The organism is Streptomyces sp. NBC_00190 (assembly GCF_036203305.1).
Lineage (GTDB): Bacteria > Actinomycetota > Actinomycetes > Streptomycetales > Streptomycetaceae > Streptomyces.
The window spans coordinates 4889852-4905950 of the sequence record NZ_CP108131.1 but is presented as its reverse complement, the minus strand read 5'-3'; the positions used below and the strand labels follow the sequence as shown (position 1 = coordinate 4905950).

General features: G+C 70.8%; 13 protein-coding genes and 1 pseudogene. 2 read left to right on the top strand and 12 right to left on the bottom strand.

Features of this window, described 5'->3' with window-relative positions; translation table 11 throughout:
* Positions 1-10: 10 nt before the first annotated feature.
* From OG429_RS23740 to OG429_RS23690, 11 genes and pseudogenes are all read right to left on the bottom strand, one after another.
* Positions 11-1288: a thymidine phosphorylase gene (locus tag OG429_RS23740; protein WP_328927282.1), complete on the bottom strand. Its 1278-nt coding sequence runs from the start codon at positions 1286-1288 to the stop codon at positions 11-13.
* 88 nt (positions 1289-1376) lie between these two features.
* Positions 1377-1775: a cytidine deaminase gene (locus tag OG429_RS23735; RefSeq protein WP_328927281.1), complete on the bottom strand. Its 399-nt coding sequence runs from the start codon at positions 1773-1775 to the stop codon at positions 1377-1379.
* Positions 1772-3037 (bottom strand): ABC transporter permease, encoded by a 1266-nt coding sequence (locus OG429_RS23730; RefSeq protein WP_328927280.1) that lies wholly within the window; start codon positions 3035-3037, stop codon positions 1772-1774. Before OG429_RS23730 ends, OG429_RS23735 begins: the two co-directional genes overlap by 4 nt.
* Positions 3034-4149 (bottom strand): ABC transporter permease, encoded by a 1116-nt coding sequence (locus OG429_RS23725; protein ID WP_328927279.1) that lies wholly within the window; start codon positions 4147-4149, stop codon positions 3034-3036. Before OG429_RS23725 ends, OG429_RS23730 begins: the two co-directional genes overlap by 4 nt.
* Entirely contained in the window at positions 4146-5813 is a 1668-nt protein-coding gene (locus OG429_RS23720) for an ABC transporter ATP-binding protein (protein WP_328930389.1), read from the bottom strand. Before OG429_RS23720 ends, OG429_RS23725 begins: the two co-directional genes overlap by 4 nt.
* Positions 5814-6045: 232 nt before the next feature.
* The gene (locus OG429_RS23715) at positions 6046-7107 is read right to left on the bottom strand and encodes a BMP family lipoprotein (protein ID WP_328927278.1); all 1062 of its coding nucleotides are present in this window, start codon (positions 7105-7107) and stop codon (positions 6046-6048) included.
* Positions 7108-7325: 218 nt separating this feature from the next.
* The gene (locus OG429_RS23710) at positions 7326-8570 is read right to left on the bottom strand and encodes an amidohydrolase (protein ID WP_328930388.1); all 1245 of its coding nucleotides are present in this window, start codon (positions 8568-8570) and stop codon (positions 7326-7328) included.
* 137 nt (positions 8571-8707) lie between these two features.
* Positions 8708-9868: a hypothetical protein gene (locus OG429_RS23705; protein WP_328927277.1), complete on the bottom strand. Its 1161-nt coding sequence runs from the start codon at positions 9866-9868 to the stop codon at positions 8708-8710.
* Between the two features lie 54 nt (positions 9869-9922).
* On the bottom strand, positions 9923-10831 hold the full coding sequence (locus OG429_RS23700; RefSeq protein WP_328930387.1) for an N-acetylneuraminate synthase family protein: 909 nt from the start codon (positions 10829-10831) through the stop codon (positions 9923-9925).
* 408 nt (positions 10832-11239) lie between these two features.
* Positions 11240-11617: pseudogene (locus OG429_RS23695) on the bottom strand (acylneuraminate cytidylyltransferase family protein); the annotation flags it as partial.
* Entirely contained in the window at positions 11614-12915 is a 1302-nt protein-coding gene (locus tag OG429_RS23690; RefSeq protein ID WP_328927276.1) for a DUF6716 putative glycosyltransferase, read from the bottom strand. The pseudogene OG429_RS23695 and the gene OG429_RS23690, both read right to left, overlap by 4 nt.
* A 176-nt stretch (positions 12916-13091) precedes the next feature.
* Between OG429_RS23690 and OG429_RS23685 the strand changes: the two genes are divergently transcribed.
* Both OG429_RS23685 and OG429_RS23680 read left to right on the top strand, forming a co-directional pair.
* Complete coding sequence (locus OG429_RS23685; RefSeq protein ID WP_328927275.1) at positions 13092-14072, top strand: glycosyltransferase family 2 protein; 981 nt, start codon at positions 13092-13094, stop codon at positions 14070-14072.
* Positions 14072-15406, top strand: coding sequence for a polysialyltransferase family glycosyltransferase (locus OG429_RS23680; RefSeq protein WP_328927274.1), 1335 nt, complete (start codon positions 14072-14074; stop codon positions 15404-15406). The genes OG429_RS23685 and OG429_RS23680 overlap by 1 nt, the downstream gene beginning before the upstream one ends.
* Positions 15407-15439: 33 nt before the next feature.
* Here OG429_RS23680 and leuE read toward each other — a convergent pair whose 3' ends face one another.
* Positions 15440-16090 (bottom strand): leucine efflux protein LeuE, encoded by a 651-nt coding sequence (leuE, locus tag OG429_RS23675; protein WP_328927273.1) that lies wholly within the window; start codon positions 16088-16090, stop codon positions 15440-15442.
* Positions 16091-16099 lie beyond the last annotated feature (9 nt).

Genomic DNA, 16099 nt, shown 5'->3' with positions numbered 1-16099 from the left:
AAGCCGCAGGTCAGGCGATGCGGTCCAAGACGATCGGCGTGGCGGAGAACGAGGTGCCCGCCGGGGCGATGTCGTACGTGCCCTCCAGCGAGGCCAGGGCGTACTCGAACTTCTCCGGGGTGTCCGTGTGCAGGGTCATCAGCGGCTGGCCCGCCGTCACCGTGTCACCCGGCTTCGCGTGCAGCTCGATGCCGGCGCCGGCCTGCACCGGGTCCTCCTTGCGGGCGCGGCCGGCACCCAGGCGCCAGGCGCCCACGCCCACGCCGTACGCGTCCAGGCGCGTCAACACACCCGACTCGGGGGCGGTAACGACGTGCTGCTCGCGCGCGACCGGCAGCGCCGCGTCCGGGTCGCCGCCCTGGGCCGCGATCATCCGGCGCCAGTGGTCCATCGCGGAACCGTCGGCCAAGGCCTTCGCCGGGTCGGCGTCCTTGATGCCCGCCGCGTCCAGCATCTCCTTGGCCAGCGCGATGGTCAGCTCGACCACGTCGGCGGGGCCGCCGCCCGCGAGGACCTCCACCGACTCGCGGACCTCCAGCGCGTTTCCGGCGGTCAGGCCCAGCGGCGTGGACATGTCCGTCAGGAGGGCGACGGTCTTGACGCCCGAGTCGGTGCCGAGGCCCACCATGGTCCGCGCCAGCTCGCGCGCGTCCTCGATGTTCTTCATGAAGGCGCCGCTGCCGACCTTGACGTCCAGGACGAGCGAGCCCGTACCCTCGGCGATCTTCTTCGACATGATCGAGGAGGCGATCAGCGGGATGGCCTCGACCGTGCCCGTCACGTCGCGCAGGGCGTAGAGCTTCTTGTCAGCCGGGGCCAGGCCGTCGCCCGCCGCGCAGATGACCGCTCCGGTGGTGTCCAGGACGTGCAGCATCTCCTCGTTGGAGAGCAGCGCGCGCCAGCCGGGGATGGACTCCAGCTTGTCGAGGGTGCCGCCGGTGTGGCCGAGCCCGCGGCCCGACAGCTGCGGAACGGCCGCGCCGCAGGCGGCGACGAGCGGGGCCAGCGGCAGCGTGATCTTGTCGCCGACGCCACCCGTGGAGTGCTTGTCGGCGGTCGGGCGGGAAAGGGAGTCGAAGTTCATGCGCTCACCGGACGCGATCATCGCGGCGGTCCAGCGGGCGATCTCGGCCCGGTTCATCCCGTTCAGGAGGATGGCCATCGCCAGCGCCGACATCTGCTCGTCGGCGACGACACCGCGCGTGTACGCGTCGATGACCCAGTCGATCTGCTCGGGGCTCAGCTCACCGCGGTCCCGCTTGGTCCGGATGACGGAGATGACGTCCATGAAGTGCTTCCTTCTACGCGCATAGAGAGAGGGGGTCGGGGAAGTACGACGGCCCTTCGCCCCGCGGGGCGAAGGGCCGTCGACACGGCTATCTCAAGTGGTCCGGCCCGAAGGCCTGGGGCAGCATGTCCGCCAGCGGGAGGATCCCCTTGGGGGTCTCCACCAGCAGTTCCGGTCCGCCGAATTCGAACAGTAGCTGGCGGCAGCGGCCGCACGGGACGAGGATCTCGCCCCGGCCGTCGACGCAGGTGAAGTGCGTCAGCCGGCCTCCGCCCGTGGCCTGCAGGGAGGAGACCAGGCCGCACTCGGCGCACAGGCCGAGCCCGTAGCTCGCGTTCTCCACGTTGCAGCCGACGACCGTGCGGCCGTCGTCGACGAGCGCGGCGACACCGACCGGGAAGCCCGAGTACGGGGCGTACGCCCGGGACATCACGTCCCGGGCCGCCTGGCGCAGGGCTTCCCAGTCGACGGCGTGCACCGCCGTCACTTGCCCTGGCCCTTGCGGTACGGCAGGCCGTCCGCCTTCGGCATGCGCAGGCGCTGCGCGGAGAGCGCGAGCACGAGCAGCGTCGTCAGGTACGGGGCCGCGTCCACGAACTGGCTCGGCACCGAGTCGGTCGTCGCGTACCAGAGGAACAGCAGCGCGGCGAAGACCGCCGAGACACCGGCCTGGACGTACTTCTTCTTGTACAGCTGCCAGGCACCGACGAGCAGCAGCAGGATCGCGATCAGCAGCAGCATCGCGTGGACGTTCTGGGCGCCACCGCGCAGCTTGAGGCTGTCGATGAAGCCGAACAGGCCCGCACCGAGCGCCATGCCGCCCGGCATCCAGTTACCGAAGATCATCGCGGCGAGACCGATGTAACCGCGGCCGCCGGTCTGGCCCTCCTGGTAGATGGGGCTGGCGACGATCGACAGGAACGCGCCGCCGAGGCCCGCGAGCCCGCCGGAGACGATCACCGCGATGTACTTGTACTTGTAGACGTTGACGCCGAGGGACTCGGCGGCGACCGGGTTCTCACCGCAGGAGCGCAGCCGCAGGCCGAAGGTCGTGCGCCACAGCACCCACCAGGTGCCGGGGATCAGCAGCAGCGCGACGACGGTCAGCAGCGACAGCTCGGTGACCAGGCCGCCGATGACGCCGGCGAGGTCCGAGATGAAGAACCAGTGCTTGCCCTGCAGATCGGCCATCCAGTCCGAAAGCCCTGGCACGGTGATCTTGTAGATCGGCTCGACCTGCGGGGACTGCTTGGAGGAGCCGCCCGGGGCGTCGGCGAAGGTGAAGTTCGACAGGTACTGGGTGAAGCCCAGCGCCAGGATGTTGATGGCCACACCGGAGACGATGTGGTTGACGTTGAAGGTGACCGTGATGATCGCGTGGAGCAGGCCGCCGATGGCGCCGCCGATGACACCGGCGAGAACACCGGTCCACGGGCCCCACTGGAAGCCGGCCCAGGCACCGAACCAGGTGCCGAGGATCATCATGCCTTCGAGGCCGATGTTGACGACGCCCGAGCGCTCGGCCCACAGGCCGCCGAGGCCGGCGAGGCCGATCGGCACCGCGAGGGAGAGGGCGCCGGAGACCTGGCCCGCGGAGGTCAGGTCGTTGGCCCCGCTGATCACGCGGACCAGCGAGAGCAGCGCGAGACCGCCCGCGATGATCAGCATGATCCAGGGCAGGGTGAGCTTCTTGCGGCCGCCCGACTTCTTCGGTGCGGCGGCCGTCGCGGAGACAGTGCTGGTGCTCACGCCGCGACCTCCTTATCGGTCTTGATGGCGTGGCCCGCGGCCAGTTCCTCGCCGACCTTCTGCTGCTGGCGGCGGATGCCGTAACGGCGGATGAGCTCGTACGAGACCACGACCGCGAGCACGATCAGGCCCTTCATGATCGTGCCGATCTCCTTCGCGTACCCGGCCTGGTCGAGCGAGGCGGAGGCCTTGTCGATGAAGGCCATCAGGAACGCGGCGAAGAAGATGCCGACCGGGTTGTTGCGGCCGAGCAGCGCGATGGTGATGCCGGTGAAGCCGACACCGGTCGGGAAGGCCAGGTTGTAGGTGTGCGTCTCGCCCAGCAGCTGCGGCATGCCGGCCAGGCCGGCGACCGCGCCGGAGATGAGCATCGCGGTGATGATCATCTTCTTGGCGTCCACGCCGGAGGCCTGGGCGGCGGTCTCGCTGGCGCCGGTGGCGCGCAGGTCGAAGCCGAAGCGGGTCCGGTTGAGCGCGAACCAGTAGACGATGCCGAGGGCGAAGGCCACGAAGGTGAAGCCGTAGATCTCCAGGCCGTCACCGATCGTCAGGGCCGGGAACCAGCCGGACTCGGCGATGTCGCCGGTCGTCAGGTCGTTGGAGCCCTCCAGCTGGACACCGAGGTTCTTCGTCAGCATCAGCCAGGCGATCAGGCTGGTCGCGATGGCGTTCAGCATGATCGTGGAGACGACCTCGCTCACGCCGCGCTTGGCCTTGAGGACACCGGCGATGCCCGACCAGAAGGCACCGACGAGCATCGCCACGAGGACGATCAGCAGCAGGTGCAGCGGGCCCGGCAGGGTCACGGCCGCGCCGACCACGGCGGAGAGCATCGCCGCGAGGCGGTACTGACCGTCGACGCCGATGTTGAAGAGATTCATCCGGAAGCCGATGGCCACGGCCATGGCCGCCAGGTAGTACGTACCGGCCTGGTTCACGATGAGGACCTGGACGTCCTCGTAGCCGGCGTTCTCCACCATCAGGCGCAGGGGCTCGATCGGGTCGATGCCCGTCGCGGCCAGCACGATCATGGTCAGCAGGAAGGCGCTGACCAGCGCCAGCACCGGCCCGGCGATGCCGAGGATCAGCCGGTCCTTGTCGAATTTCTTCATCGGGCCTCGTCCTCCGGGGCATCGGTACCGGCCTCGGTACCGGCGGCGGAGTGGTTGTCGGTTGCTTCCAGGTGCCCGGAAGCGGCGCCCGTCATGGCGGTGCCGAGCTCCTCCGGGGTGATGGTCGCCGGGTCGGCGTCCGCCACCAGGCGGCCGCGGTACATGACGCGCAGCGTGTCGGACAGGCCGATGAGCTCGTCGAGGTCGGCGGAGATCAGGAGGACGGCCAGGCCCTCGCGGCGGGCGTCGCGGATCGCGTCCCAGATCTGCGCCTGCGCACCGACGTCCACACCACGGGTGGGGTGGGCGGCGATGAGGAACTTGGGGTTGTGGCTCATCTCGCGGCCGACGATCAGCTTCTGCTGGTTGCCGCCGGAGAGCGAGGCCGCGGTGACCTCGATGCCGGGGGTGCGCACGTCGTACTCGCGCACGATCCGCTCGGTGTCCTTGCGGGCCGCCTTCAGGTCGAGGATGCCGCGCTTGGAGTTGGGCGCCTCGGTGACGTGGCCGAGGATGCGGTTCTCCCACAGCGGGGACTCCAGCAGCAGGCCGTGCCGGTGGCGGTCCTCGGGGATGTAGCCGATGCCGCCCGTGCGGCGCTCGCGCACCGGAGCCTTGGTGATGTCCCGGCCGTCCAGCGTGATCACGCCCGTGTCGGCGGAGTTCATGCCCATGAGGGCTTCGATCAGCTCGGTCTGGCCGTTGCCCTCGACACCGGCGATGCCGAGGATCTCGCCCTTGTGAATGGTGAAGCTGACGTCGTCCAGCAGGAGACGGCCGGCCTCGACGTGCTCGTAGAGGGCCGAGTCCGCCGGCTCCTGGCGCACCAGGATCTCCGGCTCGGCGACGACGGCGTCGCCCGCGGCGAGCGTCAGGCCCGCCACCTTCAGCATCGGGACGTCCGTCACCGTCGACTCGCGGGTCTCCGGCGAGGGCAGCTCCGCGCCGACCATCAGCTCGGCGAGCTGCTTGGTGGTGGCGGTCTTCGGGTCGGCGGTGCCGACCGTGGTGCCGCGGCGGATGACGGTGATGTCGTCGGCGACCTTCAGCACCTCGCCCAGCTTGTGCGAGATGAAGATGACGGTCAGGCCTTCGGCCTTGAGCTCGCGCAGGTTGTCGAAGAGCGCGTCCACTTCCTGCGGCACGAGCACGGCGGTCGGCTCGTCGAGGATGAGGATCTTGGCACCGCGGTAGAGGACCTTGAGGATCTCCACGCGCTGCCGGTCGGCGACACCGAGGTCCTCGACCAGGGCGTCGGGACGTACGCCGAGGCCGTACGCGTCCGAGATCTCCTTGATCTTCCTGCGGGCCTTGGCACCGATGCCGTACAGCTTCTCGCCGCCGAGAACCACGTTCTCCAGGACCGTGAGGTTGTCGGCGAGCATGAAGTGCTGGTGCACCATGCCGATACCGCGGGCGATGGCGTCGCCGGGGCTGTGGAAGGAGACCTGCTCCCCGTCGACGGCGATGGTGCCCTCGTCCGGCTTCTGCATGCCGTAGAGGATCTTCATCAGGGTCGACTTGCCGGCGCCGTTCTCGCCGATCAAGGCATGGACCGTGCCCTTGCGGACGGTGATCGCGATGTCCTTGTTGGCGACGACGCCGGGGAAGCGCTTGGTGATGCCGTGCAGTTCTACGGCGGGGGGCGGGCTGGACGCGTTGATGACGCACTCTCCTTGGCGCGGAAGGAGCGGAGGCAGGCAGGAGGACAGGGCGGGGAGAGAAAGTATCGCGTCCACGATGCTTCTACGCGCGTAGCACTGTCGGATGTGAAAACTTGAGACCAACTGGCCACAAGCAACACGAACTCTGTTGTGCAGAACGTAGCTCGGGGCCCGGGAGCGGCAAACACCGCTCCCCGGACCCCGAGACCACGACTACATGTCAGGAACGGCCTTACGGCGCGGTCTTGACGGTGATCTTCTTGGCGATGATATCGGCCTTGGCCTTCTCCACCGCGGCGGTGACGTCAGCCATCTTCTTGTACTCGGGGTTGGAGTCGGCCAGGCCGACGCCGTCCTTGTCGAGGCCGTAACGGATCTCACCGGTCTGCGGCTTGCCGTCCTGGACCGACTTGATCACGTTGAAGACCGAGTCCGACACGTCCTTGGTGACCGAGGTCAGGATGTGCTCCTTGTACTTCGCCAGGCCGGCCTGGTTGTACTGGTCGGAGTCGACGCCGATGGCCCACTTGCCCTTGCCCGCGGTGGCCTCGATGGCACCCGAGCCGGCGAGACCGGCGGCGGCGTAGATCACGTCGGCGCCGGCGTCGAGCTGGCCCTGAGCGGCGGCCTTGCCGAGGTCGGGCTTGGAGAAGCCGTCGAAGTTCGGCGGCTGGGTCAGGTACTGGCTGAGCACCTTGGCGTTCGGGTTGGTGTCCTTGACGCCCTGGGTGAAGCCCGCCTCGAACTTCTTGATCAGCGGAACCTCGACACCGCCGATGAAGCCGACCGTGCCGGTCTTGGACGCCTTGGCGGCGGCGACGCCGGCCAGGTAGGAGCCCTGCTCCTCGTTGAAGACCAGGTTGGCGATGTTCTCGCCGGTGACCGAGGTGTCGTCGATGATGCCGAACGTGGTCTTCGGGAACTTCGGCGCGACCTTCTTTATGGCCGGGGCGTACGAGAAGCCGACGCCGATGACCGGGTTGTTGCCCTTGCGGGCAAGCTCGGTGAGGCGCTGGACCTTGTCGGCCTCACCCTCGCCGTCGGTCGGCTCCGCCTCGGCGGTCTTGATCTTGAGGTCGTTCTTGGCCTTCTCGAGACCCGCGAAGGCGGCGTCGTTGAACGACTGGTCGCCGCGGCCACCGATGTCGTACGCGATGGCGGCACTGGCAGCAGCAGCGCCCGCCGACGGGGAAGAGCTGGTGTCCGACGACTTCTTTCCGCCACAGGCGGTAGCCGAGAGGGCCAGCGCCGCGGACGCGATGCCCACGGTGGCGATCCTGGTGATCCGGCGCAAGGGGAGGCTCCTTCAAAACCTGACCGAAGCGCCACGACCGGCGCTGGTTTCGCGGCGATCGTAACGCGCGTAGATGTCAGTTAAAGGCCCGTTCATGAGTCGTTATCGGATCGTCGCGAACCGGACAGTGACCGATCGGTAACTGGTCCTGCACCCAGCCCTTGTGTACCAAGGGCTGGACACGTCCGACGGGCGACACGCGGATGTTGTACCGATCTTCAGCCGATCGGCCTTGCCCGGCGCCCGTCGAGCAGCACGGCGGCCGTGAAGAACTCCACGCCGACGGCGATCGCGGACTCGTCCACGTCGAAGTCGCCGCGGTGCAGATCGTGCTTCGCGGTGTCACCGGGCGTACGCACTCCGAGGCGGGCCATGGCGCCCGGGACGTGCTCCAGGTACCAGGAGAAGTCCTCGCCGCCCAGGCTCTGCTCGGTGTCCTCGACCGACTCGGCGCCGCGCCGGACCGACATCGCCTCGCGGAGCAGTTCGGTGACCACCGGGTCGTTGACCACCGGCGGCACCCCGCGGACGTGGTTGATCTCGAACTTGGCCCCGTGCATGGTCGCGACCTCGTCGATCGCCGCGTGGATCATGTCGGGGGCGACGTGCCAGGCGTTCAGGTCCAGGCACCGTACGGTTCCGGACAGCTCGGCGTGCATGGGGATGACGTTGCAGGCGTGCCCGGCCTCGATCCGGCCCCAGGTGACCGACATGCCCGAGCGGGCGTCCATCCGGCGGGTCAGCAGGGCCGGGACGTCCACGGCCACCCGGGCGGCGGCCGTCACCAGGTCGGTCGTCAGGTGCGGGCGCGCGGTGTGCCCGCCGGAGCCGGAGAGGCTGATCTCCAGCCGATCGCAGGCCGAGGTGATGGGCCCGGGCCGCAGCCCGATCCGCCCGGCGTCCACCCGCGGATCGCAGTGCACGGCGATCATCTTGCCCACGCCGTCCAGGACCCCCGCGTCGATGGCCTCGGTGGCGCCTCCCGGGAGTACTTCCTCGGCGGGCTGGAAGAGCAGCCGCACGGGGCGGGGCAGCAGACCCTGGCGGTCGAGCTCGGCGAGCACCAGTCCGGCGCCGAGGACGACGGTGGTGTGCACGTCGTGGCCGCAGGCGTGGGCGCGGTCGGGGTAGATCGAGCGGTACGAGACGTGCGTCTTGGCATCCGGAATGGGCAGGGCGTCGATGTCCGCGCGCATGGCCAGCATCGGCCGCCCCCGGTCCCAGGTCCCGATGTCACAGACCAGGCCCGTGCCGCACGCCAGCACCCGTGGTCGGAGGCCGGCTTTTTCGAGCCGGGCCTTGATCGCCGCCGTGGTGCGGAATTCCTGGTGTCCGAGCTCCGGGTGCATGTGCAAGTCCCGGCGGAAGGCGATCAGTTCGGCACGCAGGTGGTCCGGAAGCTTGCCTGGCAGCTCAGGCCGCTCGGACACGGAGGGCTGGTCGGTCTGGGACTCGCGGGACATCAACTGGGTCACCTGTTGAAGGGTAGGCGCACCCATGGGTCAACTGGCCGGGGATCACGAAAAGTTCATGCCGTTAGGGGAAAGAAACCCGGCCTCTGGACGCATGACCGGATGCGCCCGGGGGTAAACTCGCGCGCTCACCCGGCCGCCGGAGCCGCCTGAGCGGGCAGTCTGCGCACATCACGGGCGGTGTCGGTGACCCCGGCGAGGAACCCGCGGGCGCGCGGCGACGCGGACCCGGTCAGCCAGGCGGGGTCGATATCGCATACGGCGACCGTGACGCCCGTACCGGTCAGTGCGTACGGCAGGGTGTGGACGACTGTGGACGGAAAGCTGACGATCGTCCGGCCGACCGGGCCGCGCCGGGCGATCAGCTCCAGCGGCAGGTCCGGGCGGACGATCTCCAGCCCGGTCGCCTCGCTCAGCGCGCGCAGCTTCTCCGGGGACTCCCGGCGGTGCGCGAAGTACCGGGTGGCGCCGTGCTCCCGGGTCAGGGCGCGCACGGCGTCGAGGTAGCACGCCGGGTCGACCACTCCGGTCTCCACGAGGGAGGTGCCGACCAGGTCGGTGCCCTTGGTCAGGCGCGGCGGGCCGAAGCGGGCGCGGGTCCAGGCGAAGTCGTTGACCCGGAGCGTCATCGCGCCGTGGGCGGTCACGGGCATCGAGCTGAACACCTCGACGCGCCGGGCTGCGCCCGTGCCGGTGGCCTTGCCCGGTTTGAAGCGGCGCCGGGCGGTCGCCGAGACCGGCGCGTACGCGAGCTCGCGCACCCGGCCGGGCAGTCCTCCGCCGCCGACCCGGTGCCAGCGGACGAGCCGTTCGCCGCGGGCCGTCTGGGCGATGAATTCCATGGTGGCGGTGCCGTCGTCGACCACGACGAGCTCCTCGGCCCGCACGAGGGTCAGCAGCAGCTGCACGTAGCGGGAGAAGGGGTCTCCGACGACGACCGTGCGCGCCGCGCGTACGTCGCGGGACAGCGCGGCGAGCGCCTTCAGGGGTGCGAGCCGGCCCCCGCGGGCCTCCTGCCAGCGGACCTCGTGGCCTTCGTCCCGGGCGAGCGCCGCCATCCGGCGCAGCTGGCCGCGGGACATCGGGTCGGTGGGCGGCAGGACGACGATCCGCAGGGCGGGTGCGGCGGCGGCCCCGGCCGGGCGCTCCGAGCCCCCGGCCGGCTGGCGCGGGACCCCGTCCAGCAGCGGGCCGCGGGGTGCGCGGCCGTGCGCGTACGCCCACTCCAGCACGTTCAGGAGCTGGACCGGGCTCTCGACGAAAGCCAGGGTGGTGGCTGAAGTGGGCATCACGTACTCCTCGGCAGGGGACGGGATCTCGTACGCGCCGGACCGCGGGCCGGGTCAGACGGCGGCGAGCTCGCCCTGGACGCGGCGGAGCTTCTTCATGGGGCCGAGCTCGGACTCGTAGACGCGCTTGACGCCGTCGCCGAGGGCGGTCTCGATGGTGCGGATGTCGCGGACGAGGCGGGCGAGGCCGCCGGGCTCGACGGAGGCGGCCTGGTCGGAGCCCCACATCGCGCGGTCGAGGGTGATGTGGCGCTCGACGAAGGCGGCGCCGAGGGCGACGGCGGCGAGGGTGGTCTGCAGGCCCGTCTCGTGGCCGGAGTAGCCGATCGGGACGTTGGGGTACTCCTCCTGGAGGGTGTTGATCACCCGCAGGTTGAGCTCCTCGGCCTTGGCCGGGTACGTCGAAGTGGCGTGGCAGAGAAGGATGTTGTCGCTGCCGAGCACCTCCACCGCGTGGCGGATCTGCTTCGGGGTGGACATGCCCGTGGACAGGACGACGGTGCGGCCGGTGGTGCGCAGGGCACGCAGCAGCTCGTCGTCGGTGAGCGAGGCGGAGGCGACCTTGTGGGCGGGGAGGTCGAACTTCTCCAGGAAGGCGACGGCCTCGGTGTCCCACGGGGAGGCGAACCAGTCGATGCCGCGCTTGGCGCAGTGCTCGTCGATGGCGCGGTACTCGCTCTCGCCGAACTCGACCTTGTGGCGGTAGTCGATGTAGGTCATCCGGCCCCAGGGGGTGTCGCGCTCGATGTCCCACTGGTCGCGCGGGGTGCAGATCTCCGGGGTGCGCTTCTGGAACTTGACCGCGTCGCAGCCGGCTTCGGCGGCGGCGTCGATCAGGGCGAAGGCGTTGCCGAGGTCGCCGTTGTGGTTGATGCCGATCTCGCCGACCACGTAGACGGGCCGGCCGGGGCCCGCGGTGCGCGATCCGAAGGTGCGCAGGCGGGTGTTGGGGGAGGCGGTCATGGCAGGTGACGTCCTTCGGTGCGGGGGTGCGGGAGTGCGGGGTGCTGCCGGGTCACGGGGTGTTTCCGGGTCACGGGGCGTGGGCTGCGGGTCGGGTCGTACGTCGAGCAGTGGGGCGAGGAGGCGGGCGCGCTCCAGGTCGTGCGGGTCGTCGATCTCCAGGACCCGTGCGGGGTCGGTGGCGACGGGCAGGATGCGCCCGAAGAAGCGGTGGCGGGCGGTACGGAAGCCGGGGGCGTCCATGGCGTAGGCGGCGCCGGTCTCCAGCAGGTCCTGGGGGCGGTCCTGGCGCCGGGGGCGGTACGTCGTCTCGTGGTTGACGCCGGTCCCGGCTCCGTCGGGGTCCTCCCGCCAGAGGAAGCCGTGGAAGGGGGCCACGGTCAGGGCGGAGTCGGCGGCGCCGGAGGCGACGGCCGCGGCGACGGACTCGACGTCGGAGGCGGCCAGGAAGGGGCTGGTGCACTGGACGAGGAGGACCACGTCCACGGTGAGGGAGTGCAGCTCCTCGAAGGTGGTGAGGGAGTGCAGCAGGGCTGCCTCGCTGCTCGCGGTGTCGCCGGAGATCGCGGTGGGGCGGGCGATCACGTCGGCGCCCGCGGCCCGGGCGACGGCGGCGATCTGCGTGGAGTCGGTGGAGACCACCACGTCGGTGACGGTCGGCGCGGCGAGGCAGGCCTGGACGGCGCGGGCGACCAGCGGGATGCCGGCGACCTCGGCGAGGTTCTTGCCGGGCACTCCCTTGGAGCCGCCGCGCGCGGGGATGACGGCCAGGACGCGGGGGCTCACAGCTCTCCCATCCGGCGGATCACGGGGGCCACGCGCTGCACGCCGTGCCGGTAGGCCCCGCGGGCGGCCTCGCGCAGGTGGGCGCGGAGCCGGCGGCGCAGCCGGGACTGCCCGGCCGTCTGCCGCACCGCGCCGGGCAGCGCGGTGCCGTCGGGCGCGAGGTGCTGGCGCGCGAGGATCCCGGGCAGGTACCGGGGGGCGGTGGTGAGCGTGTAGTACGGGGCGACGGGCGGGAGCTCGGCTTCGGCCAGCAGGCCGTCGGCTTTCGCGCGGGCGGCGGCGTAGGGGTCCCCGCTTCCGGCGACGCCCTGGGCCGCGAGCCACTCGGGGTCCCCTTGCGGCAGCAGACCGGCGTCGAGCTGGTCCCAGGAGGCCAGGCAGCCGGAGCCCAGGAAGTGGTGGTTGCCGAGGGATTCGCGGATGCCGAGGTCGGTGAGGACGGCCGTCGGGATGGACCGGTTCAGGGACTCCAGGGCGGCGGTGGAGGAGACGGTGACGAGCAGGTCGGTACCGTCCAGGACCTCGCCCATGTTCCCGTACACCAGTCGGCAGTTGGGCGGGAGTCCGCCGGGGAGCTTGGCGGCGAGCCGCTGGTACGGCTGCTCCTCCAGGTGCGTGGTGTGCTCCCCCGGCCTGCTGCGCAGTTTGATCAGCACCTCGCGCTCCGGGTGCAGCCGCGCGTGCCCGGCGGCCCGTTCCAGCAGGTACGCGCGGTCGGCGCGGCTCTCGGGTACGGAGGGCTGGACGGCGAAGACCACCGTGTGGGTCCGGCTCCCGGCGGGCTCGTACGGGGCCCCGCCGAGGAAGGGCAGCGCGGTCTCGGTGACGGCGCCGGTGTCCGCGCCAACGCCTTCGTACACGGCGCGGAACCGCTCGGCGTCGTGCCGGGAGTTGGCGAGGACGAGGTCGGCGCCGTGCCGCAGCAGCAGCCCGTCGGCGAGCTTCTCGTACACGACGCCGACGTAGCCGGTGACGAGGACGGGGCGGGCCGCCGGTTCGGGCCACAGGGCGCGGGCCCCGTGCAGGACTGCCTGGACGGCCCCGCCGACGAGGGCGAGGACGACCACGTCGTACTGCTCCCGCCCGATCTCGGCGAGGAATTCGGCGCAGGTCACCTCGGCCGGCCGGTCACCCTGGACCCCCACTTCGCCGAGCTGGCGCGCGGTGGGTGTGGCTCGGCCGCGCAGCAGGTATCCGGCGAGTTGGTGGTCGGGCACGAGACGGCGGGCGGTGAGCGCGCCCCATTTCCATCGCGTGTCGGAATCGGCGAGTACGGCGACGCGTTTGCGTTCTGGCACGCGGCAGAAGCTATTCCGCAATTTCGGTGATCGGCCCAACGAACGCACAACAGCGGGTTAACAACGCGTCGACTGAATGCGAAAGAGCCCGGGTTAACGCGTCCGCCCCGCTTCGTTCATGTGGAATCCGCATCCGGGCCATGGTTAATGCCGAACGGCGCCCTAATGTCTCGCAGGTGCCCAAGCTCTCTGTTGTCGTGCCGTTCTACAACGTGCAGACATATGCACCGGATGCCCTGAAGAGTCTCGAACTCAATGCCCGGGACGATTTCGAGTTCCTGCTCGTCGACGACTGCTCGACGGACGGGACCCCCGGCCTGCTGGAGCGGGCCGCGCGCGAGCTGCCCGGGGCGGTGCACCTCAGACACGGGCAGAACGGCGGCCTGGCCACCGCCCGGAACACCGGCCTGGACGCGGCCCGCGGCGAATACGTGGCCTTCCTGGACGGGGACGACTGGCTGGCCCCCGGCCACCTGGCCCGGACCCTGGCCGCCATCGAGGCCCTGAACTGCGATTTCGTCCGTACCGACCATGTGAAGTGCACGGGCAGGTCCCGCAGCGTGCAGCGGGTTCCGTACGGGCCGCAGTCGGTCGTCGCCGATCCGCGCACCGCGATCCTGCCGGCCGACCGGGCCACTTCGGTGGACTACCCGTACGCCTGGGCCGGCATGTACCACCGGCGGCTGCTGGACCGCGGGGTGCTGCACTTCACCGACGGGCTGCGGACGGCGGAGGACCGGCCGTGGATCTGGCGGCTGCACCGGGAGGCCCGGTCCTTCGCCGCGGTCGGACTGCCCGGAATCTTCTACCGCCGCGGGGTCGCCACCTCGTTGACGCAAATCGGTGACGAACGGCAGCTCGATTTCATCCGCGCATTCGATCAAGTGATCTCGGACGTCCTTGCGGACCGGGAATCCGATCTCCTTCTTCCGAAAGCCGTCCGAACATATTGCGCGATCATCGCGCACCATTTCGGTGCCGTCGAGAGGTACGAACCGGCCGTGGCCAGAAAACTCCGATCGATGAGCACGGCGGCGCTCGGGCGCATGCCCCAGGACGTACTCGACCACGTCCTGGACTCGATGGACACGGAACGCTCCACCCTGCTGCGCCGCGTGCGCGGCCGCCGCCGCAGCACGTCGGGAGCGGCCGCCTGATGCCCACACAGATCTTCCTGGCCTCCACCCTCTACGGGGCCGCCACCCTCGCGGCCGGCATCGACGCGGGCTCCTTCCCGTCCGCCGACCGCCGCATCCTGCTCACCAGCAACCACTCCGTCACCGCCGAGGTCAGCCCCGGCATCGCGGACATGCCGGGTTTCGCCGCCCTGCGCACCCGCTTCGACGAGGTGCTCGACTGGAACCGCGTCATCGAGCCGCAGCACCCGAGCACCTGGGCCCCGCGCGCGGAGGACGTCCCGCTGTGGGAGCGGCAGCTGCGCGCCCTGTGGGGTCTGGGCGAGGACCGCGTCGAGCTGATCGTGGAGTCCCTCCAGGTACCGCCCGCGCAGACCCTGTGCCGGCTCTTCCCGGGCGCGGCGGTCGACGTCTACGCGGACGGCCTGATGAGTTACGGGCCCACGCGTTTCCGCCTCGACCCGCAGCTCGGGATGCGGGTGCGGCGCGTACTCCACCTGGACCTGGTGCCGGGGCTGGAGCCGCTGCTGCTGACGGAGTTCGGGGTACGGGTCGAGCTGGTGCCCTCGGAGCCGTTCCTGAAGGTCCTGGCGGAACTGCCCTCGCACGACGCGGACCTGGACGGGATCGGGGAGTCCCCCGCGCTGCTGCTGGGCCAGTACCTCTCGGCGCTCGACCTCATGACCCCGGACCAGGAGGAGGAGCTGCACGTCTCGATGGTCCGCGGCGCGCACGCCCTGGGCCACACCGAGCTGGTCTTCAAGCCGCACCCCAGCGCCCCGGCCGCCTACTCGCGCCGCGCGGAGGCGGAGGCCGAGCGGCTCGGCGCCCGCCTCACCGTGATCGACACCCCGGTCCTGGCCGAGGCCCTCTACCAGCGGCTGCGCCCGGCGCTGGTGGCCGGCTGCTTCTCCACCGGTCTGCTGACCGCGGCCACGCTGTACGGGCTGCCGGTGGCGCGGACGGGTACGGAGGCCGTACTGGCCCGTCTGGCCCCGTACCCGAACAGCAACCGCGTCCCGCTGGTCCTGGTGGACGCGCTGCTCCCCGACCTCGCGGACGCGGAGGCGGTGCGCTCCTGGACTCCCCCGACGCCCGAGCGGGTCCGGGCGGAGTCGGCCGGGCTGCTGACCGCGGTCGGGTTCACCATGCAGCCGCAGATCCTCGCGGCGCGCCGCCCGGTGGCCGAGGCCTACCTGGCCCGGCATCTGACCACCAGCACCTGGCGCTACTTCACCCGCCGCCGGCTGTCCGCGCTCGGCCTGCCGGGCGGCATCCCCGCCCAGCTGTCGTTCCTGCCGCGGAGCCGGGCGGTGCGGCGGGTGGCGCGGAGGCTGCGCCGCGTCCTCGGCTGACGGGCCTGCGGTGACGGGCCTGCGGTGACGGCCTCAGCTGACGGCGAGTTTGGCGGCGAAGCCCAGGAAGAGCACGCCCGCGGCCGAGGTGGCCCCGACCGACAGCCTCTTGCGGCGGCGGAAGGCCGCCGAGAGGCGGGTGCCGCCGAATATCAGCAGCGTCAGGTACAGGAAGCTGCCCGTCTGCAGCAGTCCGCCCAGGACCAGGAACGACAGGGCCGGGTGGGCGTAGGACGGATCCACGAACTGCACGAAGAAGGACATCAGGAAGAGGATGGCCTTCGGGTTGAAGAGGCTGATCAGCAGCGCCCGCCGGTAGGGCCGCTCGGTCTCGCCCGGGTCGGCGGGGGCGCCGGCCTCCTCCTCGGCCCGCGCCTGGCGCGTGCGCCACAGCGCCCAGGCGCCCCGCATCATGCCCACGGCCAGCCACGCCAGGTACCCGGCGCCGAGGAACTTGACCACCGTGAAGACCAGCGGGCTCGCCTTGAGCAGTGCCCCGGCGCCCACGGCGGTCAGCAGCATCAGCACGGCGTCGCCGGTGAACACCCCCGCGGCGGCCTTGTACCCGGTACGCACCCCGCGGCGAGCGGCGACGGACAGCACGTAGAGCGAGTTCGGCCCCGGCAGCAGAATGATCAGTACCAGGCCGGCGAGATAAGTCGGAAGATCTGTCACACCCAGCATGGGCAGGAG